At 66.2% G+C, this 24719-nt stretch carries 20 protein-coding genes and 2 pseudogenes; 10 read left to right on the top strand and 12 right to left on the bottom strand.

Features of this window, described 5'->3' with window-relative positions; translation table 11 throughout:
• Positions 1-43: 43 nt before the first annotated feature.
• The 3 genes from K244_RS0110325 to K244_RS21780 all read right to left on the bottom strand — a co-directional run bounded on the left by K244_RS0110325 (position 44) and on the right by K244_RS21780 (position 4230).
• Positions 44-2557, bottom strand: a complete 2514-nt coding sequence (locus K244_RS0110325; protein ID WP_245259753.1) for a TonB-dependent siderophore receptor — start codon at positions 2555-2557, stop codon at positions 44-46.
• A gap of 100 nt (positions 2558-2657) precedes the next feature.
• Positions 2658-3611 (bottom strand): FecR domain-containing protein, encoded by a 954-nt coding sequence (locus K244_RS0110320; RefSeq protein ID WP_020678388.1) that lies wholly within the window; start codon positions 3609-3611, stop codon positions 2658-2660.
• Between the two features lie 91 nt (positions 3612-3702).
• Positions 3703-4230, bottom strand: coding sequence for an RNA polymerase sigma factor (locus tag K244_RS21780; RefSeq protein ID WP_020678387.1), 528 nt, complete (start codon positions 4228-4230; stop codon positions 3703-3705).
• 525 nt (positions 4231-4755) lie between these two features.
• Here K244_RS21780 and K244_RS23080 point away from each other — a divergent pair.
• A protein-coding gene (locus K244_RS23080) for an IS5 family transposase (RefSeq protein ID WP_155931674.1) occupies positions 4756-5513 on the top strand; the annotation gives its coding sequence in 2 pieces (ribosomal slippage) (positions 4756-5091 and positions 5094-5513; 756 coding nt in all).
• Between the two features lie 23 nt (positions 5514-5536).
• On the opposite strand, the gene K244_RS0110295 is transcribed toward K244_RS23080, so the two are convergent.
• On the bottom strand, positions 5537-6217 hold the full coding sequence (locus K244_RS0110295) for an MgtC/SapB family protein (protein ID WP_024816426.1): 681 nt from the start codon (positions 6215-6217) through the stop codon (positions 5537-5539).
• A gap of 246 nt (positions 6218-6463) precedes the next feature.
• On the opposite strand from K244_RS0110295, the gene K244_RS0110290 reads away from it, so the two are divergent.
• Positions 6464-6760, top strand: coding sequence for a PRC-barrel domain-containing protein (locus K244_RS0110290; protein WP_020186180.1), 297 nt, complete (start codon positions 6464-6466; stop codon positions 6758-6760).
• 112 nt (positions 6761-6872) lie between these two features.
• On the opposite strand, the gene K244_RS0110285 is transcribed toward K244_RS0110290, so the two are convergent.
• A protein-coding gene (locus tag K244_RS0110285; RefSeq protein WP_155931672.1) for an IS3 family transposase occupies positions 6873-8041 on the bottom strand; the annotation gives its coding sequence in 2 pieces (ribosomal slippage) (positions 6873-7777 and positions 7777-8041; 1170 coding nt in all).
• Between the two features lie 327 nt (positions 8042-8368).
• Between K244_RS0110285 and K244_RS0110275 the strand changes: the two genes are divergently transcribed.
• Complete coding sequence (locus K244_RS0110275; protein ID WP_020186177.1) at positions 8369-8605, top strand: helix-turn-helix transcriptional regulator; 237 nt, start codon at positions 8369-8371, stop codon at positions 8603-8605.
• 41 nt (positions 8606-8646) lie between these two features.
• Here the strand turns inward: K244_RS0110275 and K244_RS0110270 are convergent, their stop codons facing one another.
• From K244_RS0110270 to K244_RS0110245, 6 genes are read right to left on the bottom strand one after another with little or no spacing between them, the layout of a single operon-like run.
• A complete protein-coding gene (locus K244_RS0110270; RefSeq protein ID WP_020186176.1) occupies positions 8647-8853 on the bottom strand; it encodes a hypothetical protein in 207 nt (68 codons plus the stop codon).
• Positions 8854-8900: 47 nt separating this feature from the next.
• Entirely contained in the window at positions 8901-9674 is a 774-nt protein-coding gene (gene fabI, locus K244_RS0110265; protein WP_020186175.1) for an enoyl-ACP reductase FabI, read from the bottom strand.
• A gap of 3 nt (positions 9675-9677) precedes the next feature.
• Positions 9678-10862 carry an acetate/propionate family kinase gene (locus K244_RS0110260; protein ID WP_020186174.1) on the bottom strand — a complete coding sequence of 395 codons (1185 nt, stop codon included), beginning with the start codon at positions 10860-10862 and terminating at the stop codon, positions 9678-9680.
• The gene (locus K244_RS0110255; protein ID WP_020186173.1) at positions 10859-12265 is read right to left on the bottom strand and encodes a bifunctional enoyl-CoA hydratase/phosphate acetyltransferase; all 1407 of its coding nucleotides are present in this window, start codon (positions 12263-12265) and stop codon (positions 10859-10861) included. Before K244_RS0110255 ends, K244_RS0110260 begins: the two co-directional genes overlap by 4 nt.
• Positions 12266-12274: 9 nt before the next feature.
• Positions 12275-14056 (bottom strand): alpha/beta fold hydrolase, encoded by a 1782-nt coding sequence (locus K244_RS0110250; protein ID WP_020186172.1) that lies wholly within the window; start codon positions 14054-14056, stop codon positions 12275-12277.
• A complete protein-coding gene (locus tag K244_RS0110245) occupies positions 14040-14657 on the bottom strand; it encodes a TetR/AcrR family transcriptional regulator (RefSeq protein ID WP_020186171.1) in 618 nt (205 codons plus the stop codon). Before K244_RS0110245 ends, K244_RS0110250 begins: the two co-directional genes overlap by 17 nt.
• A 176-nt stretch (positions 14658-14833) precedes the next feature.
• Here K244_RS0110245 and K244_RS0110240 point away from each other — a divergent pair, with 176 nt between their 5' ends.
• From K244_RS0110240 to K244_RS21770, 6 genes and pseudogenes are all read left to right on the top strand, one after another.
• Positions 14834-15901, top strand: a complete 1068-nt coding sequence (locus tag K244_RS0110240; RefSeq protein ID WP_020186170.1) for an HlyD family efflux transporter periplasmic adaptor subunit — start codon at positions 14834-14836, stop codon at positions 15899-15901.
• Positions 15898-18651, top strand: a complete 2754-nt coding sequence (gene rbbA, locus K244_RS0110235; protein ID WP_020186169.1) for a ribosome-associated ATPase/putative transporter RbbA — start codon at positions 15898-15900, stop codon at positions 18649-18651. The genes K244_RS0110240 and rbbA overlap by 4 nt, the downstream gene beginning before the upstream one ends.
• A 3-nt stretch (positions 18652-18654) precedes the next feature.
• Positions 18655-19767 carry an ABC transporter permease gene (locus tag K244_RS0110230; RefSeq protein WP_020186168.1) on the top strand — a complete coding sequence of 371 codons (1113 nt, stop codon included), beginning with the start codon at positions 18655-18657 and terminating at the stop codon, positions 19765-19767.
• A gap of 26 nt (positions 19768-19793) precedes the next feature.
• Complete coding sequence (gene adhP / locus K244_RS0110225) at positions 19794-20822, top strand: alcohol dehydrogenase AdhP (RefSeq protein ID WP_020186167.1); 1029 nt, start codon at positions 19794-19796, stop codon at positions 20820-20822.
• 140 nt (positions 20823-20962) lie between these two features.
• Positions 20963-21223: pseudogene (locus tag K244_RS0110220) on the top strand (xylulose-5-phosphate phosphoketolase); the annotation flags it as partial.
• A 77-nt stretch (positions 21224-21300) separates the two neighbouring features.
• A pseudogene (locus tag K244_RS21770) lies at positions 21301-22399 on the top strand (IS3 family transposase).
• Between the two features lie 119 nt (positions 22400-22518).
• Here the strand turns inward: K244_RS21770 and K244_RS0110205 are convergent.
• Positions 22519-23265 carry a sulfite exporter TauE/SafE family protein gene (locus K244_RS0110205; RefSeq protein ID WP_020186163.1) on the bottom strand — a complete coding sequence of 249 codons (747 nt, stop codon included), beginning with the start codon at positions 23263-23265 and terminating at the stop codon, positions 22519-22521.
• 923 nt (positions 23266-24188) lie between these two features.
• Here K244_RS0110205 and K244_RS0110200 point away from each other — a divergent pair.
• Entirely contained in the window at positions 24189-24692 is a 504-nt protein-coding gene (locus K244_RS0110200; protein ID WP_020186162.1) for a sigma-70 family RNA polymerase sigma factor, read from the top strand.
• Positions 24693-24719: the final 27 nt, after the last annotated feature.

The raw sequence follows: 24719 nt of genomic DNA, 5'->3' as shown, positions 1-24719 counted from the left end.
GCCGTCCCCAGTCCCGTGAGCGCCGCGCGCCGGGTGACGCCGCTCACCATTTGTAGGAGAGCGTGGCGAAGATGGTGCGTGGCTGGCCGTAATTGCAGCCTTGGACAGCGCTTGTGCAGGAGTAGGTTTTTTTGTCCAGGAGGTTCTTGGCGTTGATCTGCGCATGGAAGCCTTTGAGCGATGGCGTCATGCCACCCAGATCCAGACGCGCGACCGCGTCGACCATTAGGTAGTCGGGAACCTCACGGTATCGCTTTCTGATCGGGGCTCCATTTGCGTCCGATATGTAATCTTCGGTCAGGTTCGTTCGGCCGACATAGCGAAGCCCGCCGCCAAGTTTGAGCCATGGCGCGCCGAGCGATGTGAAATCATAGGCCGCCCAGATCGACGCCTGATTGTAGGGGACCAGCGCGACGCGCTCTCCGACAAGCAGCGGATCTTCGTCCTTTCGAACCCGCGCGTCCGTGTAGGCGTAGGCTGCGACGATCTCCCAATCGCCGAGTTTCGTCTTCGCCTCAAGTTCGACGCCTCTTGATCGGACCAAGCCCGTCTGGCGAAAGCCAGAGTCGTCGTCGTTCGTGGGCGCTGCAAACGAGACCGCATTCTTCTGATCGATGGTGTAGGCGGCCGCCGTGATCAGCGTCTTTTCATCCGGCGACTGCCATCGCAGACCCGCCTCGTACTGCTCCCCGGTCGTAGGTTTGGTCGAGGGCTCCAGAAAATTTGCGGCGACCGTCGGCGAGAAAGATTCGCTGTATGACACGTAGGGAGCGAAGCCATGCGGCGCGAGGTAGACGAAGCCTAGCTGTGCGCTGAAGGCGTCGTCCTTCTGGTCTGGCTGGCGACCAAGCCGGTAATAGCTCGTCTCAGTCTTCGCCCAATCCTGCCGGCCGCCGGCAAGAATGACGAAGCGGTCGGCGATCTTGATCTGGTCTTGCGCGTAGACGCCAACCTGACCGATCTGCCGCTTGAACCCATTGTCGCGGCTGTAATCGACCTTGACACCGGAGTTTCCGTAATCGGGATCGTCGAATTCGAGCGAATCTACAACGCCGCGCTGGAACCGGTGGGTGTCGTATGTCAGGCGCGAGTAATCGACCCCGACGACCGCCGTGTGGGATATCGGCCCGGTATCGAACCTGACCTGGAAATTGTTGTCCGAGGTAAAAGTCTTCGAGTGTTCGGTGCGCTCGCTGATGCCGCGCAAGATCTGAGGATCTCCAGGCGCGGTGGTTTTGAACCCTAGGAATGTCAGATAATTCCAGTCCGCTTTCGACTCGAAGTAACGAGTCTTCGAACTGAACTTCACCGTGCCGTTGAAGTCATGCTCGAAGAGGTATCCGATCGCGCCGGAGTTGATTTTGTATTTGTCGAAGTCCGGGTCGCCGATGAACATGTCGCGCGGAACGCGTCCGACACCGGGAGCCCTGAAGACCGTGCCATCGGCGTCCATCGGCGCCTTGAAACGGGTGCGGACCTCCTGATAGTGGGCCAGGACCGTCAGGGATGTACGATCCGTGGGCCTCCAGGTGATCGCCGGCGCAATGTAGCGCTTGTCGTCGGGGACGTAGTCCATCCAGGTGTCGCCGTCGCGAACGAGGCCCGTCAGCCGGTAGGCCCACTCGCCGCTTGAGCCGATGGGCCCGGAGACGTCCGCCGAAACCTGCTTGTTCTCGAAGCTTCCGCCCGTGACGTTGATCTCGCCTTGCGGCGTGAATGTCGGGCGCTTGCTGATCGAATTGACCACACCGCCCGGACCCAGCTGTCCATAAAGGATCGAGGCGGCTCCCTTTAGCACTTCCACGCGTTCGAGGCCGTAGGGCTCCTGGGCGCCGTCGTAGACGTTGGCCTGTAGTTTGAGGCCGTCGCGGAGTTGGCCGAGGTTGCCGGCCGCCGTATCGAACCCGCGGAGCAGGAATTCGTCGAGGACAAGCGAGCGGCCAGAGGCGAAGGACGCGACGCCCGGCGTGTAGGCGAGTGCCTCCTGCAGCGTCGTCGCGCCGCGATCCGCTAATTCGTCGCGCGCGATGACGGAGATCGAGCGCGGCGTCTCGATCAGCGGCGTGTCGGTCTTGGATCCCGTCGCGCTGCGGGTGGCGACGTAACCGTCGACCGGACCCCAGGCATTTTGCAGGCCCGTGCCCTCGACCGCGATTTCGTCCAGCTCGATCACGCCCTCGGCGGCCATCGGCACGATGTCGCCAGGCGCGAAACGCGAGATCGTCACGGTCGACCCGCTTGTGAAGCGCCATGACAGGCGAGCGTCCGAGAGCAGAAGGTCGAGCGCCTCCTCTCGGGTGAATCTTCCCTGGAGTCCACGGCTCTCAAACCGGGCGACGACGTCGCTTGCGAACATCAGGCGCAAGCCGGCCTGATCGGCGAACGCCGTCAGGGCGCCGCCAAGGTCCTGAGGTTGCACGTCGAACGCCACCGTGGAGCCCCGCGCCGTGACGGACGCTCCGCTTTCGGGCGCAGCCGCCGTCGGCGACGCTACAGCCAGAGCCGCGGCGACGCCCAAGGCCGCACGCCGGGCGCGGCTCCCCCATTCAGCTTTCACGATCGCAGTCCCCGTACCCGAGCGGACGCGCCAGCGCGCCCTCATCAGCAAGGACGAGGCGACCGCCGCGATCTTGCAGCGAACCGGCCAAAAAAACGGGTCAGCTGACGATCGCGAGGAAAGGCAGACGCGTGACGCGGGCGGGCAGGGTGTCCTCGACGGCGCGGAGCACGGCGTCGCCGTCGCCGAGATCGAACGTGCCGGTCACGGCGAGAGCCGCAAGACTGCGGTTCGCGATGACGATGCGTCCGCGCCGGTGCCGCTCGACCTCGGCGACCACATCGGCCAGCGGCCGGCCGTTGAAGATGAGCTTGCCGCGCCGCCACGCCGTCTCCGCCTCGACGTCTACCGTCTCGGCCGCGGACGGCGAAGAGCCGGCGCGGAATCGGATTCGCTCGCCGCGCCCCGCCGGCGAAGTCGCTCCGGCCGTCGCGACTTCGACCTGTCCCGACAGAACGGTCACCACCACCTCGGTCGAGCGGATGTCGACGTCGAACGAGGTCCCAAAAGCGCGCGCGGCGCCGCCCGCGGCGTCCACCACGAACGGTCGCGCCGCGTCAGGGCGGACGTCGAAGGCGCCTTGCCCCGCCAGCAGCGTCAGCCGTCGCTCGAACGGCGTGTATGCCACCTGGATGGCGCTGGTCGCGTTGAGCCGAGCTGTCGAGCCGTCCGGCAAGGTGAAGCTCTCGGGACCGCCGGGTCCCGTCGCGTGGTCCGCCTCGAGATGGAGGCGCGCCCAGTCGGAGCCCGCAAGCGCCGTCGCGCCGGCGCCGAGCGCCGCGAGGCTGAGCAACTTGCGACGGGAGACGCCCTTCGCGTCCGCCTGAGCCGCGCCGTGGTCGTCGGGAAGGGCCTCGCCCGCCGCGCCAAGTCCTCGCCAGACGCTCTCCGCTTCGAGCGCGGCGGCTTCATGCTCCGGGCTCTGGCTCCGCCATGCGGCGAAGGCGTCGCGATCCTCGGCGCTCGCGCGCCCGGAACGCAGACGCACGATCCAGTCGATCGCCTCGTCGCTCAGCCGGTCGTCCGGGGGGGACGACGGTTCGTCATCGGTCATGGGAGGCGGGTCCCGGCGGTCCTGCGGCGGCGCAGGCGCGCCGCTCTAGCATCAAGGACGATTCCAGGCGAGCAAAGGCGCCGCGCCAGCCTTACGCCACGGCGCGGAAGCGATCGCGGCAATGGCGAAGCGCCTGCGCCAGATACTTCGCGACCATGCTCTCGGAGACGGCAAGCGCCGCGGCGATTTCAGCGTGGGACAGCCCGTCATAGCGGCACATCAGAAGCGCCGCGCGCGGCTTCGGCGGGAGCTCGCCGAGAGCCCGCACGAGGGCTCTCAACCGATCCCGGTCGATCGTCACGGTCTCGGGCGAAGGCGCGGGATCCACCGCCGAAAGCAATGCGTCCTCATCATGGACGCGTCGCGCGCTGTGGCGGAGATCCTGCCGGGAGAGATCGATCGCGATGTTCGACGCCACGTGCAGAATGAAGGCCTGACCGTCACGGACGGCCGGCGCGCTCTGCTTCAGGCCGGCGAGCCGCAGCCACGTCTCCTGCAGCGCGTCTTCGGCGAGCTCCCGCGAGCCGGTACGGCGCGTGAGGCGAAGCCGAAGGGTCCGCCATTGACGGAGATAGAGCCCGAGTAACTCGTCGTTGGCGTCGCTGGCCGCAAAGGTCATCCGATTGGCTCGCTAGCCGCCCCCAAGAATTCTGCTCGTCATGAGCCATCAGGATTAGGATTGCAATTTCAATTATTTAGAGAGAATCTAAACTGACGCCGTGGGCTTACTCGATACGAGCCACTCGCCCTAGCGAGGAGGCTGCCCGTCCGACAGCAGTCTTCCCTACCGTCCGAAATAGGTTAGGAACGGTGCAGAAGTTCGAAGCTGGCGCGTTCGATGAGGACGCGGAGGCCGGGCAAGTGCTCGAGCTCGAGATTCTTAAAGGGGGCTCTTCGAAGCGGACCACGGCCGAGAAGCGCGCCTACGTCCGTGATCACCGGCCCCGCTGCCTCTCCGTCGCCGAGGGATGCCGGCTGATGGGGATCGCGCGATCGACCTACTAGGACGAGCCCCACCGGGCGTTCGAAGAGCTGGCTCGGCTTATCTGAACAGGTTTGGGGCCTTTGCTGGAGCCCGGACCCATTAACGAGTTTGCGGATTGAGCGAAGCGTGATTCAGAGGCGATCTCAAGGGAGGACGCCGATGGGATCGGATTGCTTCTGGCTTACGGACGATCGGTTCGCCCGGCTCAAGCCGCATCTGCCGACGAAGACGCGCGGCGTTCCGCGGGTCGACGACCGGCGGGTCATCATCAGCGGCATCGTGCACGTGTTGAGGTCGGGTGGCCGCTGGGCCGACGCTCCCGCGGTCTACGGACCGCGCAAGACCCTTTACAATCGCTATGTCCGCTGGGCCGTGAGAGGCGTCTGGCGCAGGCTGTTCCTGGCGCTTGTCGCCGAGGCGGGTCCGGCCGATCACGTCATGATCGACAGTTCTGCGGTGAAGGCCCATCGCTCGGCCGCCGGCGGTAAAGGGGGGAGCGCAACCAGGCGGTGGGCCGATCGCGCGGAGGACGCACCAAGATCCGCGCGCTCACGGATCGCGAAGGACGCCCGATCGCCTTCCTGCTGACCGGCGGCCAAGTCGCGGACTGCTCGGCCGGAGCGACGCTGCTGGCCGAACTTCCCGCCGCCCGGATGCTTCATGGCGACAAGGGCTATGACAGCGACGCCATCCGCCGTCAGGCCGAGGCCGCCGGCGTCAGGCCAAACATCCCGCCGAAGTCCAACCGCCGCTGGAAGCCCTGCTTCTCGCCGGCCCTCTACCGCGACCGCAACGCCATCGAGCGCATGTTCTGTCGCCTCAAGGACTTCCGACGCGACGCAACCCGCTATGACCGTAACGCCACGAGCTTCCTCGCCGCCGTCCACATCGCCGCTATAGTCAGCCACTGGTTATGAGTCCCGGCCCTAGGCTGGGCTGCTCACGCTCGACCATCGTCTTCCGACAGTATGCGCACGCCGTTCCGCGCCGTCAGCTTGTGGGCGATGTCGTCCACGCTCGTCTGCGAGAGCCGCACGAACGAGATGACGATGTCATCATAACCTTCCTGGGCGCTGGGCTTCGCCACAAACTGTCTGACGCGGGAAGCTCGAAGCCCGGCCACTTCGTTCAGCAAATCGATCGTTACTACACCGGACGGACCGGTTAGCCGGAGCTCGCGCGACGTCATTCGATGCCTGTATCGCTCTTCCAGCGGCTTCACCCCCGCGAGGATTGCAACGATGATCACGGTTGCCGCAGTTCCGGCGACATAGAGGCCGCCTCCGATGGCTAGTCCCACCGCCGCCACACCCCACAGGCTCGCCGCCGTTGTCAGCCCGCGAACGACCTCGCCGCGCAGCAGAATGGTCCCAGCGCCGAGGAAGCTCACACCCGAAATCACCTGAGCGGCGACGCGGGACGGATCGAAAGAGACGTGGCTCTGTGACAATACATCGTCAAAACCATAGGCCGAGACGATCATGGCGAGACAGGAGCCAACGCACACCAGCATATGAGTCCGCAAGCCCGCCGCCCACAGCAAGCGTTCCCGTTCGATCCCGACGACACTGCCCGCGACCGCCGCAGCTGCGAGACGCGCGATTAATTCGACGTGGGTCATCTCATCGAACTCCATCCCAGATCGCGAGGGCTAACGTAGCAACCTGGTATTTACCGACTTGTAATAATCCGCGAGCGCCCAGCGAATCGGCATTGGATCGAAGTCGATGGCTTCTGTTTCAGAGTTCCATACCTCACCTTTCAAAATGGGCAGATCGCCCGGTTGCATCACCATCGCTTCGTGCTGGTTGGAACGCAGGCAGCCCGCGGGAGTTATAGGGTACCAACCCTTCCGAGGAGAGACGCCATGGACCACAGCCAGCATGTCCGACTGACGAGCGACGAACTCACCGAATCGACGCTTGATGACGCGGTGATCTACGGTCCCGGCGACGAGAAAATCGGATCCGTCGCTCACGTTCATGGCTCTGGCGCGACCGCCAAGGTCGTCATCGATGTGGGTGGCTTCCTTGGGATTGGCGCGAAGCGTGTCGCGGTGTCGGCGACCGATCTCGATTTCATGCGTGATGAAGGCGGCGATGTTCATGCCGTCACGACATGGACGAAAGACCAGCTGAAGGGCATGCCCGAGCACCACGATTGAGGCATCGGACGTCCTATAGCGAATAGCGATAGCCCGCCGCTCAGGGGCGGCGGGCTATTTTACGGTAAGTCGTCGGTCTGGCCGGCCCCCATCGAGTGGTCCGGTTGGAATGTTAGTTCATGACCGGCGCTGACGCGACGGTTGGCGTGGCCGGCGGAGCTGGTCGGGGTTGCGCAGCCGGCCACAGCGAGACCTCGGGCGCGGGCGGCCTATAGCCGAGCGCCGAGTGTGGGCGGATGGCGTTGTAGTGCCGCCGCCAGGTTTCGATCACGGCTTTGGCCTCGGCGAGCGAGTAGAAGATCTCGCCGTTGAGAAGCTCGTCGCATAGCCGGGCGTTGAAGCTCTCGCAGTAGCCGTTCTCCCAAGGACTGCCGGGCTCGATGAAGGCAGTCCTCGAGCCGACAGCGACGATCCACTCACGCACGGCCCTGGCGGCGAACTCCGGGCCATTGTCGGATCGAACGTGGGCTGGCGCTCCGCGGAGGATGAACAGGTCCGACAGAACGTCGATGACGTCGGTCGACCGGAGCCTCCGCCCGATCCGGATCGCAATGCATTCGCGCGTGAACTCGTCGATCACGTTGAGCATCCTGAACTTGCGGCCGTCGTGAGTGCGATCCTCGACGAAGTCATAGGACCAGACGTGGTTCGGCCGTTCAGGCCGCAGCCGCACACACGAGCCGTCGTTGAACCAGAGCCGCCCGCGCTTGGGTTGTTTCTGCGGGACCTTCAGCCCCTCCCGTCGCCAGATCCGCTCGACCCGCTTCAGATTCACGGCCCAGCCGACGGAGCGCAGCAGCGCCGCGATCCGTCCGTAGCCGTAGCGGCCATACTGGACAGCCAGCGCCACGATGTCGGCGGTCAGCGCCGCCTCGTCGTCAGGCCGGGTCGGGATCTTCCGCTGCGTCGATCGGTGTTGGCCGAGCACAAGGCACGCCCGGCGTTCGGTGACGCCGAGCTTGCTCACCACGCGATCCACGCAGTCGCGGCGACGGGCGGGGCTGATCAGTTTCCCCTGGCCGCCTCCGCCAGGATCATCTTGTCGAGCGTCAGGTCCGACACCGCTCGACGAAGCCGGGCATTCTCAGCCTCGAGTTCCTTCAGGCGCTTCACTTGATCGCCCTTCAGCCCGCCATACTCGGTGCGCCAGCGATAGAACGTCACTTCGGTCACGCCGATCGACCGGATCGCTTCCGCCACCGGCCGCCCCTGCGCGGTCAGAACCTCGACCTGCCGCAGCTTCGCGACAATCTCTTCAGGCGCGTGCCTCTTCCTCGGCATCAGACAGTCCTCCAAATGGCCAAAAGCCATACCTCAGGGAGGACGACTTCTCAGGGGGCAGACCATCCCGCCAAGCTCAGCCAGCCGATTCATCGGCGCAGAGGCGCTCTGTGTTGAATGCGGCAGCACCGGATGCCCGACGGCCACCCCACTCATGCCGATCCCGCCGGTGGCGCGATGCTGACGGTGGTTCACGGAGCCTCCCCAAGTTTGCGGCTCGGCGCTTTCGCGAGCCCCGACCGACATTGCTCGAATGTCGGCGGGTGTCGAGCAAAATGAGACTCATAGTCTGTAGATCGATAGTCGACAACGTCGCACGCCCACCTCATGGATGTGCGACGCCGCGTGGGCCTCAATCTGAAGCGTCTTCGGCTGGAGAAGGGGCTCTCGCAGGAGGAGCTCGCCTTTCAGGCCAAGCTTCACCGCACCTATGTCAGCGGCGTCGAACGTGGCGTGCGCAATCCGACCGTGACGGTGCTAGAAGCGATCGCGGCCGCGCTGGGAGTGGCGAGCTCGAGGCTACTCGAGGAAGCCACCGGTGCCGCAGCGTCGAAGCAAGGCTGAGCTTTTTACCTATCCGCAAGGCGCGAAGGGGCAGGGCGGCGTCACGGCTTCCGGCTCAAGTTCGCGTAGAGCGCTTTGAAGATCTCCCGGATCATGGGCCAGAATGCGAGGAAGCCGATGCCCAGCGCCAGCAGCAGGATCGCGACGAACACATTGACAATGCCGAAGTTCACGGCGTCGCGGGCGACGAACAGCGCGGTGACCCAACTCGCCAGAGCAAGCGAGAGCCTTACGAACCAACCCAGCATGCCCACCTCCAAACATAATCCTTGCGCGCGGCGAAAGGGCCGCGCCGTCATACCACCGTGTGGAATCCGTTGTCGGCATAGACCACGGATCCGGTGAGCGGCGCGCCTGCGTCGCTTGCGAGAAAAGCGGCGATGCCGCCGATCTCCTCGATTGTGACAAGCCGTCCCGCCGGCGTGCGGGCGCGGACTTCGTCCATCAAGTCGTCGAACCGTCCAATGCCGGAGGCGGCGCGCGTCTTCACCGGGCCAGCCGAGATAGCGTGGGCGCGGATATCGCGGTCGGCGAGGTCGGCGGCGACGTAGCGCACGCTCGCTTCCAGCGCCGCCTTCACCGGCCCCATGAGGTTGTAGTTCTCGACGACCTTGTCCGCGCCGTAGAAGCTCACGGTCAGCAGGCACCCGCCCTCCGTCATCAGCGGCGCGGCGAGCTTCGCCATGCGCAGGAAGGAGTGGCAGGAGACGTCCATGGCCAGCGCGAAGCCCTCTTGCGAGCAGTTCACGACGCTGGCATGGAGGTCGTCGCGTTCCGCGAACGCGATGGAGTGCAGGACGAAGTCAAGCCGGCCCCAGTCCTTCTCGATCCGCGCGAACAGCGCTTCGAGCTGGCCGGGGACGCGCACGTCGCAGGGGGCGAGGATGGAAGCCCGCGCCGCTTCGGCTACGGGCTGAACGTAGGGCTTCGCCTTGTCGTTCAGGTAGGTCACCGCCAGCTCCGCGCCGGCTTCCGCGAACGCCGCCGCGCAGCCGGCGGCGATGCTGTGCTCGTTCGCAATTCCGACGACGAGACCGCGTTTGCCGGTGAGATCTGCGATCTTTGGCATGGCTCAGTCTTTCGTGCTCAGGAGAGAGGCCGCCTCGTCGGCGATCACCTGCTCCTCGTCCGTGGGGATGACGAAGGCCGCGATCCTGCTGCCGGTCGCGCTGATCACCTCCGCGTTGGCGGCGTTCGCCGCTTCGTCCAGCGACAGCCCGAGCCACGCAAGTCGCTTGGCGACCGAGGCGCGGATCTGAGGCTGGTGCTCGCCGACGCCGGCGGTGAACACCAGAGCATCGAGCCCCCCCAGAGTGGCGGCGAGCCGGGCGGTCTCGCCGCCGATGCGGAAGGCGAAGAGCTCCAGCGCCTCTTTCGCCTCGGGCCGATCGCTCGCGAGCAGCTCGCGGCTGTCCGCGCTGACGCCGGAGACCCCCAGCAGGCCCGAGAAATGATAGAGCAGGTCTTCGACGTCCTTCAGGCTGCGCTTCTGTTCGCTGAGCAGATGGAGCAGCACGCCGGGATCCAGGGCGCCGCAGCGGGTCGCCATCGGGATGCCGTCCAGCGTCGAGAATCCCATGCTGCTGTCGCGGCTGACGCCGTTCTCGAGAGCGCAGAGACTTGCGCCGGAGCCCAGATGGGCGGCCACGACCTTGCCCTCCCCCGCCGTCGGATGTCGCCGCGCGAGCTCGCCGGCGATGAACTTGTAGGACAGGCCGTGGAAGCCGTAGCGCTTGACGCCGTCCTCGTGCAGCGCCCGGGGCAGGGCGAAGCGCCGCGTCAGCTCCGCGTTGGTGCGATGGAACGCCGTGTCGAAGGATGCGGTCTGCGGGAGCTCGGGGCGCAGGCGCGCGATCGCGCGGATCAGCCGAAGAGCCTGCGGCTGGTGGAGGGGAGCAAGGGTCGTGAGGCGGTCCAGATCCGCGAGCGTCCTTTGGCTGATCCGAACGGCGCCCGAGAACGTGTCGCCGCCGTGGACCACGCGGTGACCGACGGCTTCGATCTGCGAGAGGTTGAAGTGCCACGCCAACCTGCCGAAGGACTCATTGAGCACTTTATGCATTTCGCTCCCGGGCTCGGCTTCGAGCGTTACGTCAAAACGGTCCGGCCCTTCCGAAAGCTCGAAGCGCAGGGGCGCCGTCCGAAAGTCGATCATGCCCCTGCCGACCCGGCGAGGGGCGCCGCCCTCCAGCGCAAACAGCCCGATCTTCACGGTGGAGGAGCCGGGGTTGAAGGTGACCAGAAGCCTCTCGCTCATCGCGGCATCTTTCCGGCGAGCGACTGGCGGGCGGCGATCAGCTTGGCGAGCGCCGCCGAGGCGATCCGCGTCCTGAGCGAGTCCGACCGGCTGGTCAGGACGATCGGGACGCGCGCTCCAAGCACGAGGCCGGCGGCGTCGGCGCCCGCGAAGTGGATCAGCTGCTTCGCCAGCATGTTGCCGGCCTCGAGGTCGGGCACGAGCAGCACGTCCGCCTGGCCCGCCACGGGCGAGACGATGCCCTTGGTCTTCGCGGCGTCCGGGCTGATGGCGTTGTCGAAGGCAAGCGGACCGTCCACCAGCGCGCCGGTGATCTGGTCGCGCGCGGCCATGACGGTCAGCGCCGCGGCGTCAAGCGTCGAGGGCATCTTGGCGTTGACCGTCTCGACGGCGGCGAGCACGGCGACGCGGGGTTTCTCCACGCCGAGAAGCCGCAGCATGTCGACGGCGTTCTGGCAGATGTCACGCTTCTGCTCGAGCGTGGGCTGGATGTTGATCGCGGCGTCGGTGACGACGATCGGCTTGGCGTAGGCCGGCACGTCCATCGCGTAGACGTGGCTGATCCGCCGCTCGGTGCGCAGCCCCGAGCCCGAGCCCACGACGGCGCCGAGAAGCTCATCGGTGTGGAGGCTGCCCTTCATCAGGGTCGCGACCGCTCCTGAGACTGCTAGCTCGACCGCCCGGGCGGCGGCGGCGTGGCTGTGCTCGACGTTTTCGATGGCGAAGCCGTCCATCGAGACGCCCGCCTGTTCGGCGGATGCGCGGATCTTCGCCTCCGGACCGATCAGGATCGGATCGAACAGGCCCTCGTCGCGGGCCTCGCCGGCGCCGAGGATCGCCTCGGGCGAACAGGGATGGACGATGGCCGCCCGGATCGGCGGCAGCCCGCGGGCCTCTGCGACGAAGCCGTCGTAGCGGTCATGCCGCCGAAGCTTCACGTCCGGGAGCTTGGCCCGCGGCCATTCGATGGACCGGTCGGGCGCGATCACGGTGGCGACGCCGGTGAGGACCTGGTCGCCGGTCTGGTTCGTCGCCGTCGTGTCGAGCAGGACGATGCGCTTCTCCGGTCGCTTCTCCTTCACGGTCACGGTCACGGTGATCGTGTCTCCCGGCGTCACGGGGCGGCGGAAGCGGATGTCCTGGCCCAGATAGATCGTGCCGGGTCCTGGCAGCTTGGCGCCGAGCACGGCGGAGACCAGCGCGCCGGTCCACATGCCGTGCGCCACGATGTGGCCGAACAGGTCGGTCGCCGCGAAGGCGGCGTCGAGATGAGCCGGGTTCACGTCGCCCGATACGGCGGCGAAGAGATCGATGTCGTCGCGTCCGACCAAGCGCACGAGCGAGGCGCTGTCGCCGACGGCGAGTTCGTCGAAGGTGCGGTTCTTGAGAAGCGGCTCGGTCATAGGGTCTCCTCAGCGCGCGAACACGTAGACGCCGGGGGCGTCTGCGAGCGGGTCGTACCCCCTCTCGGGAGAGCCCATCGCAGGCGGAGCGACCCGCTCGGACGTCGAATGCCGGTCGAGCCAGTCGAACCACTCGATCCACCAGGAGCCGTCCTTCGGCTCGGCCGCCGTCGGCCACTCGTCCGGGCCGAGGCAGGGATCGGTCGGGCGCTTGAGCGCGATGCGGTAGCGCCGCCCGGGGTGACCGGGTTCGCTCACGATGCCGGCGTTGTGGCCGCCGCTCGTCAGGACGAAGGTGACCTCGGGGTCGATGAGGTAGTGGACCTTGTAGACGGAACGCCAGGGCGCGACGTGGTCTCTTTCGGTTCCGACTGCGAAGAGCGGCGCCCGGATGTTCTGAAGCGCCGCCGGCCGGCCGTCGACCAGGAAGCGGCCGGCGGCGAGTTCGTTGTCCAGGTAGAGCCGGCGAAGATATTCGGCGTGCATGCGGTAGGGCATGCGGGTGGAGTCCGCGTTCCACGCCATCAGGTCGATCATGGGGGTGCGCTCCCCCATCATGTAGTCGTGGACGAGGCGCGACCAGACGAGGTCGTTCGACCGCAGGAGCTGGAAGGCGCCGGCCATCTGATCGGCCGAGAGATAGCCTCGGTTCCACATCATGCTTTCGAGGAAGCGAAGCTGGCTGTGGTCGATGAACAGCGCGAGTTCGCCCGGCTCCGTGAAGTCCGTCTGCGCTGCGAGCAGCGTGAGAGAGGCGAGCCTGTCGTCGCCGGCCCTCGCCATCGCGGCGGCGGCGATCGACAGGAGCGTGCCGCCCAGGCAATAGCCGGCGGCATGGACCCTGGCGCCGGAAACGACGGCGCCGATCGCCTCGAGCGCCGCCATGACGCCAAGCCGGCGGTAGTCGTCCAGGGCGAGATCGCGGTCGTCCGCCGTGGGGTTGCGCCAGGAGATGCAGAAGACCGTGCGCCCGGCCGCGACGAGATGCCGGACCAGCGAGTTCGCCGGCGACAGGTCGAGGATGTAGTATTTCATGATCCACGCCGGCACGATAAGCACCGGCTCGGCGCCGACCGTCTCGGTCTGCGGCGCGTACTGGATCAGCTCGATCAGGTCGTTGCAGTAGACCACCTTTCCGGGCGTGACCGCGACGTCGCGGCCGACCTCGAAGTCTTCCGTTCCTGCGGCTGGTCGGCCTGTCGCGAGCCGGTTCACGTCTTCGAGCCAGTTCCGGACGCCCTGAGCGAAATTGGCGCCGCCCGTTTCGACGGTCTTGGCGACGATCTCCGGATTGGCGAAGGGGTTGTTGGACGGGGAGAACATGTCCAGCAACTGCCGGGCCGAGAAGGACACCATCTCCTCGTGGTGCGGCGTCACGCCCGGGACCTCGTGCGTGACGTTGTGCCACCACTGCTGGTTGAGCAGGAACGCCTGGGCCAGGAGGTCGTAAGGGGGCTTGCGCCAGCCTTCTCCGTCGAAGCGGCGGTCGCCGGGCAGCGGCTCGATGCAGGGGGGAGTCGCGCGGCTCCCTGCGGCGGCGAAGGCGTGGATCCAGAACCGCGCGGCCTTGCGGGCGCCCTTGTCGAGGAGTTCCGCCCGCTTACCGGGAGCGCCGGCGAGATGGATCGACCAGTCGAACAGCGCCAGCGCGCAGGCCGCGGGCGAAATCCCGCCCGTCATCCGAGCGGACAGCGCCTCGCTCATGCGATCGATCGCCGCGAAGGCTTCCCCGCCCAGCGGCTCCTCCGACCGGTCCCTGGACCAGACGGGCCCGTCAGTCCGGCTCGTCATCGTTCGGCCTCTCTTCCCCGCGCCGCCCGCCGGGCGGACGGCTCATGATGTCCCTCAGCAGATCGGCCAGGGCGGACTCCAGCTCTCCGCCGGCGGGCTCCTGCAGTTGCTCGAACGCCAGCACGTTGCGGAACAGGCTGACGCCGGCCATCGCGGCGATCATCAGCGCCGCGCGCATGTCGTGCGGCGGGCCGATCCGGTCCGACAGAGGCGCGATGAGATCGGCGGCGGTCATGTCCTTCAGCACGTCGCGCGCGGTGGCGCTCGACAGCGAGCGCACGGCGATGTCGAAGGCCCTGACGTCTCGCGGGTTCGTCACGTCGCGTGAGAGCATGTCGCGCGCCAGGGCTTGTCCGATGTCGCGCTCCACCACGTCGAACACGCGGCCAAGCTGCAGCGAGGCGTTCAGCGCATGCGCGAACAGCTTCTCCTTCGAACCGTAGCAGCGATGCACATAGGCCACGTCGACCTGCGCCTCGGCCGCGATGTCCCGCAGGCTCGTGTCGTCATAGGACGCCCGCGAAAACAGCCGCGCCGCCGCATCGAGGATGCGCTGCCGCGCCGACTGAGGGACGCTGAAGGCGGATGGGTGCCGATCCATGAGGTGTCCGGAAAATGCGCTCCCACATGATCGTTATCCTATGGCACCACTGAGTCAACACGGGTTGACACAGATCAAAGCCCGCTTCTTCAATGGGATGAACGTGTGGGGGGCGCGGCTTTCGATCCTAGACGGCGATCGGCGCCGCAGGACCGGCTGTTCGGCGAGGGGCGGGGATGTCCGCATCGAAGCGTTGGCTCGCGGCTGCGTTGGCGATTCTGGTCGCCGCTGGAGCCTATGTGTACTGGGCGAAGTTCGCCGACGGCGGCCTGCCGGACGGGATCGCGCAAGGCAACGGCCGCATCGAGGCGGTGGAGATCGACGTCTCCACTAAGACCTCGGGGCGGATACGGGAGATCCTCGCCGACGAAGGCGATTTCGTAACCGCTGGCCAGCCGCTCGCCCGCATGGACACCCGACAGCTCGACGCGCAACGGCGTCAGGCGGCGGCGCAGCTTCAGCGCGCGACGATCTCCGTGGATACGGCGAGAAGCCTCGTGACGCAGCGCGAGGCGGAAAAGGCGGCCGCGGAGGCGGTGGTCGGCCAGCGAGACGCGGAGCTCGACGCGGCCGAGCGGAAGCTCGCGCGGTCCGAACAGCTCGCGAAGACCAACGACGTCTCCCAGCAGGTCCTCGACAACGATCGGGCCACCGAACGCGGCGCGCGCGCCGGCGTGGCGGCGGCCCGCGCGCAGACGGCCGCCTCCGAGGCCGCCATCGGCGCGGCCAAGGCTCAGGTGATCGACGCCGGCGCCGCGGTCGACGCCTCGAAGGCGGCGATCGAGAGCATCGACGCGGATCTGGTCGACAGCGTCCTGATCTCCCCTCGCGAAGGGCGCGTGCAGTATCGCGTGGCGCAACCCGGCGAAGTCCTCTCGGCAGGCGGACGGGTGCTCAACCTCGTGGATCTGGGCGACGTCTTCATGACGTTCTTCCTGCCCACCTCGCAGGCCGGCCGCGTCGCGCTCGGAGCGGAGGTGCGTCTCGTGCTCGACGCGGCGCCCCAGTACGTGATCCCGGCGACGGTGAGCTACGTGGCGGACGTCGCCCAGTTCACGCCCAAGACCGTCGAGACCGAGGAGGAGCGCCAGAAGCTGATGTTCAGGGTCAAGGCGAAGATCCCGCAGGCGCTTCTGAAGAAGCACATCACGCAGGTGAAGACCGGGCTCCCGGGCGTCGCCTACGTGAGGCTGTCGGGCGACGCGGACTGGCCCGAAAACCTGAAGAACGTCGCGCCGCAATGAACGCCGGCGCGCCTGTCGTCGCGCTTCGTGACGTCACGCTCGTCTACGGCGCGACGCGGGCGCTCGACGCCGTGTCGCTCGAGCTGCCAGCCGGCGTGATGGTCGGTCTGATCGGTCCGGACGGCGTGGGCAAGTCGAGCCTGCTGTCGCTCGTGTCCGGCGCCCGCGCGATCCAGTCCGGCGTCGTCGAAGCGCTCGGCGGCGACATGTCGGACGCAAAGCACCGGCGGCGGAGCTGCCCGCGCATCGCCTATATGCCGCAGGGCCTCGGCAAGAACCTCTATCCCACGCTGTCGGTGTTCGAGAACGTCGACTTTTTCGGCAGGCTGTTCGGCCACGACAGACGCGAGCGCGAGCGGCGCATCGCCGAACTGCTGGATAGCACCGGCCTTGCCGCCTTCGCCGATCGGCCCGCCGCCAAGCTTTCCGGCGGCATGAAGCAGAAGCTCGGCCTCTGCTGCGCGCTGATCCACGACCCGGACCTGCTCATCCTCGACGAACCCACCACCGGCGTCGACCCTTTGTCCCGCCGCCAGTTCTGGGAGCTCATCGACGAGATCCGCCGCGGCCGCCCAGCCATGAGCGTGATCGTCGCCACCGCCTACATGGAGGAGGCGGAGCGCTTCGATTTCCTGGTCGCGATGGACGACGGGCGCGTGCTGGCGACCGGCTCTCCGGCGGAGCTGAAGGCGCGCGCCTCGGCGACGACGCTGGACGCGGCCTTCATCGCCCTCCTGCCGGAAGCGAAGCGCCGAGGGCACGCGGAGGTGGTCATGCCGCCCCGCGCGGCCGGGATCGACGAGGCGGCCGCCATCGAGGCGCAAGCCCTGACCATGCGCTTCGGCGACTTCACCGCGGTGGACCGGGTCAGCTTCCGAATCCCCCGCGGCGAGATCTTCGGCTTTCTCGGCTCGAACGGCTGCGGCAAGTCGACCACCATGAAGATGCTGACCGGCCTGCTCCCGGCGAGCGAGGGAACGGCCCGCCTGTTCGGGCGGGAGGTCGACCCGAACGACATGGCCGTGCGCCGGCGCGTCGGATACATGAGCCAGGCGTTCTCGCTCTACGGCGAGCTGACCGTGCGGCAGAACCTCGACCTCCATGCGCGGCTGTTCGGCATGCCGCCCGAGGCGATTCCCGGTCGGATCGACGAGATGGCGCGGCGCTTCGATCTGACCGACGTCATGGAGACGTGGCCCGAGGCGCTTCCGCTCGGCGTGCGCCAGCGCCTGTCGCTCGCCGTCGCCATGATCCATGCGCCCGAAATCCTGATCCTGGACGAGCCGACGTCCGGCGTGGACCCGATCGCCCGCGACAACTTCTGGAGGATTCTCGGGGAGCTCTCGCGCAAGGACGGGGTGACGATCTTCGTCTCGACGCACTTCATGAACGAGGCGGAGCTCTGCGACCGGATCTCGCTCATGCACGCCGGCAAGGTCCTGATCAGCGACACCCCCGCCGAAATCATACGCAACCGGAACGCGGCCACCCTCGAGGAGGCTTTCGTCGCCTACCTCGAGGACGCGTCCGGCGAGCGACCGAAATCGCCTGCCCTTCCCCCGGCGCAGCGCGAGGCGGCGGATGGGACGGTCCCGCGACCCCCCGTCCCATCCGTCCGCCACCTCTTCGATCTTCGCCGCATGTTCGCCTACAGCCGACGGGAGGCGCTCGAGCTTCGGCGCGACCCCATTCGGGCGGCGCTCGCGATTCTCGGAAGCGTGCTTCTGATGTTCGTCATCGGCTACGGCGTGAACCTGGACGTCGAAAACCTGACCTTCGCCGTGCTCGATCGCGACGACACGACGATCAGCCGGGATTACGTCCAGCAGATCGCAGGATCGCGCTACTTCGTCGAGCAGGAGCCCCTGCGCGACTACGACGACCTCGACCGCCGCATGCGCGAGGGCGCGCTCAGCCTCGCGCTGGAGATTCCGGCGAACTTCGCGCGCGACGTCACGCGGGGCCGCAGCGTCCAGCTCGGCGCCTGGATCGACGGGGCGATGCCCACGCGCGCCGAAACCGTGCGCGGCTACGTGCAGGGCATGCACGCGAGCTGGCTCGCCGAGAAAGCCCGCCAGCTCTACGGCTCCGCGGCGACCGTCGGCGACCACCAGATCGCGATCCGCTACCGGTACAATCCCGACGTCCGCTCGATCGTCGCCATGGTCCCGGCGGTGATCCCGCTGCTGCTGATCATGATCCCCGCGATGCTCGCCGTCCTGAGCGTGGTGCGGGAGAAGGAGCTGGGCTCGATCATCAATTTCTACGTGACGCCGGTCACGCGGTTCGAGTTCCTGCTCGGCAAACAGCTCCCCTACATCGCGCTCGGCATGCTGAACTTCGCGCTGCTGCTCGGCTCCGCGGTGTTCGTCTTCGGCGTCCCGCTCACGGGCGGCCTCTTCGCCTTCGCCTCCGCCGCGCTGCTTTACGTAACGACGACGACCGGGCTCGGCCTGCTCCTCTCGAGCTTCATGAGCAGCCAGATCGCGGCGATCTTCGGCACCGCCCTCATCACGCTCATCCCCGCCGTGCAGTATTCCGGCATGACCGATCCGGTCTCGTCGCTGCAGGGCGCGGGCGCGCTCATTGGGCAGATCTACCCGACGACCTATTTCATCACGATCTCCCGCGGCGCGTTCTCGAAGGCTCTCGGCTTCGAGGAGCTGTGGTCGGCCTTCGTGCCGCTCGCCATAGCCGTTCCGGTCGTGCTCGGCGCGGCGGCGGCGTTTCTCCGGAAACAGGCGAGCTGACGGATGCGGGCCGCCAACGTCCTCGAGCTCGGCGTGAAGGAGTTGCGCGGCCTCGCGCGCGATCCGATGCTCCTGCTCCTCGTCGTCTACGCCTTCACGCTCTCGATCTACACCGCCTCCCGCGCGATGCCCGAGACCCTGAACCGGGCGGCGATCGCGATCGTCGACGAGGACCAGTCGCCGGTCTCCGCACAGATCGCGACGGCGTTCTATCCGCCGCTGTTCACGATCCCGAAGCTGATCTCCCAGCCGGAGATGGACGCGCGGATGGACGCCGGGCTCGACACCTTCGCGCTCGACATCCCGCCGAACTTCCAGCGCGACCTGCTCGCGGGCCGATCGCCCACGATTCAGCTCAACATCGACGCCACGCGCATGACGCAGGCGTTCAGCGGCGGCGGCTACGTCCAGTCGATCGTCTCGGGGGAGGTGACGGCCTTCCTCGCGCGCAACCGGGCCGCGACCACGACCCCGGTCGACCTGGCCTTGCGCGCGCGGTTCAATCCGGAGCTCGACAAGGGATGGTTCGGCGCGATCAGCAACGTCATCCAGTCGATCACCATGCTGTCGATCGTGCTCACCGGAGCCGCGCTCATCCGCGAGCGCGAGCACGGCACCATCGAGCACCTGCTCGTGATGCCGGTGACCGCGGTCGAGCTTATGCTGAGCAAGATCTGGTCGATGGGGCTCGTAGTGCTCGTCGCCTCCGCCGTCTCCCTGATCTTCGTGGTCCGCTGGCTACTTGCCGTCCCGATTGAGGGCTCGATCCCGCTCTTCCTGACGGCGACGGCGCTGCATCTCTTCGCCACCACGTGCCTGGGCGTCTTTCTGGCGACCGTGGCCGGAACCATGCCCCAGTTCGGCCTGCTGCTGATGCTGGTGCTTCTGCCGCTGCAGGTGCTGTCCGGCGGCATGACGCCGCGCGAGAGCATGCCGGAGATCATCCAGATTTTGATGGTCGCGGCGCCCAACACCCACTTCGTCATGCTCGCGCAGGCGATTCTGTTTCGCGGCGCCGGGCTCGGCGTCGTGTGGCCGCACTTCGCGGCGCTGCTTCTGATCGGAACGGTCCTGTTCGCGCTGTCGCTCCGGCGCTTCCGGTCGTTCCTGCGGTGAAGGCGAAACCAAGAGGAGGGCAATGCATGCCGAACATGATGAAGGCCGCCGTCGCGCGCGCTCTCGGACAGCCTCTCGTCATCGAGGAGCTTCCTGTCCCGGAGCCCGCGCCGGACCAGATCCTTGTGCGGATCGAGGCCACGGGCGTCTGCCACACCGACCTTCACGCGGTGAAGGGCGACTGGCCCGTGAAGCCCACGGTTCCGTTCATCCCCGGCCATGAAGGCGTCGGCGTGGTCGTCGGCGTCGGGCGGTCGGTCAAGCGCGTGCGGGAGGGCGACCGGGTCGGGATCCCATGGCTGCACACCGCCTGCGGCTACTGTCCGCACTGCCGCACGGGATGGGAGACGCTCTGCGGCGAACAGCGGAACACCGGCTATTCCGTGAACGGCAGCTTCGCGGAATACGCCCTCGCCGATCCCAACTATGTCGGCCGCATTCCCGACGGGCTGGACTGGGGGCCGGCCGCGCCGATCCTGTGCGCGGGCGTCACCGTCTACAAGGGTCTCAAGGAGACCGAGGTGAAGCCCGGGGAATGGGTGGCGGTGTCGGGCGTCGGCGGCCTCGGCCACATGGCCGTGCAGTACGCCAAGGCGATGGGCATGCACGTCGCCGCCATCGACGTGCATCCGGACAAGCTCGACCTCGCCGCCTCGCTCGGCGCCGACATCGCCCTGAACGCCAAGGAGGTCGATCCGGGCGCCGAACTTCAGAAGCGCATCGGCGGCGTCCACGGCGTGCTGGTGACGGCGGTCTCGCCCGCCGCGTTCGAACAGGCCTTCGGCGTGCTGCGCCCACACGGCACCATGGCCCTGGTGGGACTGCCGCCCGGGCGGTTCGCGATGCCCATCTTCGACACGGTGCTCAAGCGCATCACCGTGCGCGGCTCGATCGTCGGCACCCGCCAGGACCTGGAGGAGGCGCTCGAATTCGCCGGCGACGGCGCGGTGGCCGCGCATTTCAGCTGGGACTCTCTCGACAACATCAACACCATCTTCGACCGCATGGAGCAGGGCGCCATCGACGGGCGGATCGTGGTGCGGACGAGCGCATGATGGGCGCCGATGGCAGAGTGAGCCGTCTACGCCGACAATGGCTCCACGTCGCGGCCGGCAAACTTGTCGGTCGCTGAAGTCATCAAAGGATTCAACGATGACAGTTAAACAGACGCTCGACGCCAAGGCTCTCGCCCGCCATGAACGCGTGGTGGCAAACTGCGAACTTTCTGTCGGTCGGCCAGATCTACCTGCTCGACAACCCGTTGCTCCGTCGGCCGCTCACACGCGAGGACGTCAAGCCGCGGCTGCTTGGCCACTGGGGCACGACGCCAAGCCTCAACTTCATCTACCTCCACCTCAACCGGGTCATCCGCGAGCGCGACGTGGACGTGCTCTATGTGGCGGGTCCTGGCCACGGCGCGCCGGGCGTGGTGGCGAGCACCTATCTAGATGGGACTGACCTCCCCCCGAGATTCTTCTCCATTTTGAATGAGAGTTTTCCGGCTTTCTGACCCTGATGAGGAAGGAGCTGGCGATGAAGAAGTCGAAGTTTACGGAAGAGCAGATCTCGTACGCGCTGAAGCAGGCTGAGACGGGCACGCCTGTAGCCGAGGAGATCCGGCGGATGGGGATTTCGGAGCAGACGTTCTACCGCTGGAAGAGCAAGTACGGCGGCCTGGGCGTGGGCGAACTGAGGCGGCTGAAGCAGCTCGAGGACGAGAACCGCAAGCTGAAGCAGCTCGTGGCCGACCTCAGTCTGGATAAGCACATCCTGCAGGATGTCCTGGCAAAAAAAGCCTGAGGCCTGCCCGGCGGCGCGAGATCGTGCGGTATGTGCAGTCCGCCCATGGGGTGAGCGAACGGCGGAGCTGCGCCGTGCTGAACGCTCACAGGCGGATGGTGCGCTACCGCTCGGTCAAGGCCGATCAGACGCCTCTTCTGATGCGCATCCGCGATCTCGCGCGGGTCCGGGTGCGGTACGGCTATTTCCGGATCTACATCCTGCTGCGACGGGAGGGTTGGATCGTGAACCACAAGCGGGTGCATCGGCTCTATCGCGAGGACGGCCTGAGCCTCCGGCTCAAGCGGCCGCGCCGCCACGTCACGGCGGCGACGCGGGAGGGCAGGCCACCGGCCGGCGCGCCGAACGATCTCTGGTCGATGGACTTCGTATCCGACGCCCTGTTCGACGGCCGGCGCCTGCGGGCGCTGACCGTCGTCGACGCCTACACCCGCGAGGCTCTGAGGTCGAGATCGACCAGGGGATCAAGGGCGAGCAGGTCGTGTTCGCCATGGGCGAGATCACGGCGATCCGCGGCACGCCAAAGACCATCCGGCTCGACAATGGGCCGGAGTTCGTCTCGAAGGCGCTGGACCGCTGGGCCTACGAGAACAACGTCACGCTCGACTTCTCGCGGCCGGGCAAGCCGACCGACAACGCCTTCGTCGAAAGCTTCAACGGAAAGTTCCGGGCGGAGCGCCTCGACGCCCATTGGTTCTTGTCGCTGGACGACGCCCGAGCCAAGATCGAGGCGTGGCGGCGGGACTACAACGAGAGCCGGCCTCACACGTCCCTGGGCTGGCTGACGCCCAACGAATTTGCTTCATTGGCCGGGGTTAACCCCGGCCAATGAAGCCCGGAGCCTCACATTCAGACCGGATACAAATCCGGGGGACCCTCACGCCTGCGTCGAGGCGGCGCACCTTAAGCGCGGGTTCGTCGACATCAAGACCTCGGTTGAGCGGGCAGGTGTCAAAGCCAGTACCGAGCACCGTAAATCAGCGTCATGCAGATCCCGGTGATAACGACGACAGTCCGCACGACGTGTTCCGGTAATACCGCAACCAGCTTTGCCCCAAGAAGGCCGCCTGTGACCGCTCCGGCCAGCATGACCGCGGTCGCTGCCCAACTGACTAGGCCGATGGTGGAGAAGATCGCGACCGTCACGACGCTAACCGCTGAGGCGAGAAGGTTCTTCATGGCATTGGTCGTCCGAGCGTCTTCGGGCCCGGTGACGGTAAGAATGGCGAGCAGCATGACGCCAAGCCCCGCGCCGAAATAGCCGCCATAGATCGAACTTGCCGCAAGGAGCGGACTGCGCGAGCCGCCGTCCGCGAGCTTTGGCAACGCGCCTTGGATGCGCTTGCCGCAAGCGAAGACGAAAGTAGCTAGGCCAATCAGGCCGGGCACCAGCAGCGTGAACAGCTTCTCGGGGGTGACGAACAGGGCGACAGCGCCCAGACCGCCGCCGATCACCGCCGATGCGGTCGTGAGTGCGAAACGGCGGTCCATGCGCGGAAGCTTTCGGCGGTCGGCGATGGCCGCGACCAGATGACCGGGCGTGACGGCGACGGCATTGGACGCGTTGGCGACGATTGGCGGCAGGCCGGCCGCTAGCATGGCCGGGAAGGTCAAGAGCGTCGCCCCGCCGGCGATGGCGTTCGCCACGCCGCCCGCGACGCCGGCGGCGAAAAGCAAGATACCGATCATCAGATCCATTTCCGCGTCCTCAACTCTCCCCCTCCGGGCGGGGGACGGACGCTATCCCCAACAACATAGAGATTTCTACCGGCTATAAAGTTCGGGGCAGCTCCAGTGCGCTTTTCTACCGGTGCTTCCCCGGCGGATTGACGACAAAGTGTAAATTTGTAGATCGATCCTGGCGGAGATCACGCTGAGAGGAGGTCGCTCCGGCCATATACCCGGTTAGTCAGCCGACAGAGAAAGCAAAGAGATCATTTATTGCCACTGATCAAGCTCTATCATCTTCGACAAAGCGTCATCAGTCGAACGGGTGCACGGTCGAACGGGTGCACTAGCCGCGCTGCTTCAGCAAGACAATGAAGGCTATGAGGTTGCCGCCGCCGCAAAATGTACGATCGCGAAGTTGTTTGTAAATGCTATTTGTGGCCGGCTGATTAGGGCATTCTGGAGCCAGAGCGACAATTTCCAGGGCCATGACATCCATGAACTTCAGTCACATTACAGTGATTATGATCCTATTGTATCAATGTAATCGTCAAAAATCGGGATAAATCAAAATGTTAATCCCTCTTATATGGTAGTGTTCGTTCAGTTAAGATTTACTATCCGATGCGATACGACCATACACAAGCCGTAATACCTATAACGACGCCAAATTCATAGGTAGATGGATTTTTATAGATACCTTGAAATGAAAACATGCAGAACTTGTCAAACGAGACAATCTCCATATGAGCTAGAATGAATAATTATTATTTGAAAGAGCTTGCACTTTAAGATCGGTTGCCCTGAATCTGCGGGATAAAGTCGCCTCAACCCAAAAATAGTATTGGAATACGTCCAAATCATAATGCTTTCGGATAAGCATGCATCCTGCTAGAGCGGGTTTTGCTTGAGGCGGCGCACGCCTGAGGGGAAGCCGCTCTGGATGAAGCAACATGACGTGGGACGTCCAAGCGCTGTTTCGCCGTCATGCGCAGGAGATAGCGAGATCTCTCCGGCGCCGCGGACTGACGGAGGACTGCGCCGCCGACATCACGCAGGACACCTTCGTCCGCGTGCTCGCGACGCCGCCTGCGGAGACGGCGGAGACCCACAATCCGCGGGCCTATCTGCACCGCGTCGCGCACAATCTTGGCGTCAACCACCGCCGCCGGGAGCGGCTGCTCGAAACCACCTCCCTGGACGCGGACGACGCGCCCGACCTTGTGGATTCGGCGCCGTCCCCGGAGGCGTCGCTTCACGCGCGGCAGCGCCTCGCCCTGACGTTCGGCGCGCTTGCGGAGCTTCCCGAACGCACGCGCCGCGCGTTCGAGATGCACCGCCTCGGCGAGCGGACCATCGCGGAGATCGCCGACGAACTCGGGCTTTCGACCACGCGAACCTGGACCTTGATCCGGGACGCCTACCGCCACCTCGTTGATCGGGTCGGCGAGGCTTGATTTTATTTGGACTTAAGAGCGAAAACC

The sequence above is a fragment of the Methylopila sp. 73B genome, from assembly GCF_000526315.1.
Lineage (GTDB): Bacteria > Pseudomonadota > Alphaproteobacteria > Rhizobiales > Methylopilaceae > Methylopila.
Note: the sequence above shows the minus strand (reverse complement) of the source record. Positions and strands in the feature narration are given on the sequence as shown.

What these genes read in the sequence shown, in the direction of transcription:
- K244_RS0110250 (WP_020186172.1), bottom strand. Translation starts at nt 14,056, where the DNA reads ATGACGAGCCGGACTGACGGGCCCGTCTGGTCCAGGGACCGGTCGGAG.
- K244_RS0110205 (WP_020186163.1), bottom strand. Translation starts at nt 23,265, where the DNA reads ATGGATCTGATGATCGGTATCTTGCTTTTCGCCGCCGGCGTCGCGGGC.
- K244_RS21780 (WP_020678387.1), bottom strand. Translation starts at nt 4,230, where the DNA reads ATGACCTTTGCGGCCAGCGACGCCAACGACGAGTTACTCGGGCTCTAT.
- K244_RS0110275 (WP_020186177.1), top strand. Translation starts at nt 8,369, where the DNA reads ATGGATGTGCGACGCCGCGTGGGCCTCAATCTGAAGCGTCTTCGGCTG.
- adhP (WP_020186167.1), top strand. Translation starts at nt 19,794, where the DNA reads ATGCCGAACATGATGAAGGCCGCCGTCGCGCGCGCTCTCGGACAGCCT.
- K244_RS0110295 (WP_024816426.1), bottom strand. Translation starts at nt 6,217, where the DNA reads ATGACCCACGTCGAATTAATCGCGCGTCTCGCAGCTGCGGCGGTCGCG.
- K244_RS0110320 (WP_020678388.1), bottom strand. Translation starts at nt 3,611, where the DNA reads ATGACCGATGACGAACCGTCGTCCCCCCCGGACGACCGGCTGAGCGAC.
- rbbA (WP_020186169.1), top strand. Translation starts at nt 15,898, where the DNA reads ATGAACGCCGGCGCGCCTGTCGTCGCGCTTCGTGACGTCACGCTCGTC.
- K244_RS0110230 (WP_020186168.1), top strand. Translation starts at nt 18,655, where the DNA reads ATGCGGGCCGCCAACGTCCTCGAGCTCGGCGTGAAGGAGTTGCGCGGC.
- K244_RS0110260 (WP_020186174.1), bottom strand. Translation starts at nt 10,862, where the DNA reads ATGAGCGAGAGGCTTCTGGTCACCTTCAACCCCGGCTCCTCCACCGTG.
- fabI (WP_020186175.1), bottom strand. Translation starts at nt 9,674, where the DNA reads ATGCCAAAGATCGCAGATCTCACCGGCAAACGCGGTCTCGTCGTCGGA.
- K244_RS0110240 (WP_020186170.1), top strand. Translation starts at nt 14,834, where the DNA reads ATGTCCGCATCGAAGCGTTGGCTCGCGGCTGCGTTGGCGATTCTGGTC.
- K244_RS0110245 (WP_020186171.1), bottom strand. Translation starts at nt 14,657, where the DNA reads ATGGATCGGCACCCATCCGCCTTCAGCGTCCCTCAGTCGGCGCGGCAG.
- K244_RS0110290 (WP_020186180.1), top strand. Translation starts at nt 6,464, where the DNA reads ATGGACCACAGCCAGCATGTCCGACTGACGAGCGACGAACTCACCGAA.
- K244_RS0110255 (WP_020186173.1), bottom strand. Translation starts at nt 12,265, where the DNA reads ATGACCGAGCCGCTTCTCAAGAACCGCACCTTCGACGAACTCGCCGTC.
- K244_RS0110270 (WP_020186176.1), bottom strand. Translation starts at nt 8,853, where the DNA reads ATGCTGGGTTGGTTCGTAAGGCTCTCGCTTGCTCTGGCGAGTTGGGTC.
- K244_RS0110200 (WP_020186162.1), top strand. Translation starts at nt 24,189, where the DNA reads ATGACGTGGGACGTCCAAGCGCTGTTTCGCCGTCATGCGCAGGAGATA.